At 45.1% G+C, this 244-nt stretch carries 1 protein-coding gene; it reads left to right on the top strand.

The features are described from left to right. The coding region (locus tag HBA93_RS22850) for a glutathione S-transferase N-terminal domain-containing protein (protein WP_221724755.1) at positions 1–244 on the top strand (244 nt) is incomplete at its 3' end.

Consider the following 244-nt stretch of genomic DNA (forward strand, 5'->3'; position numbering starts at 1 on the left):
ATTAACTCAACCAATGTTCGCAAGGTACTTTGGTGTGCGGAAGAGCTCAACCTTACTTATGAAACCATTCCGGCAGGCGGTGAGTTTGGACTTGTAAATGAAGCAGCATATCTGGCGAAGAATCCCAACGGGCGTATACCGTGCCTTGAGGATGAAGGATTTGTACTTTGGGAATCGAATGTGATTGTACGCTATCTGGCTGAGAAATATGGCCAAACACCTTTCATACCATCAGATATCCAGT

This window comes from Ochrobactrum sp. SFR4, assembly GCF_019730395.1.
Classification (GTDB): domain Bacteria; phylum Pseudomonadota; class Alphaproteobacteria; order Rhizobiales; family Rhizobiaceae; genus Pseudochrobactrum.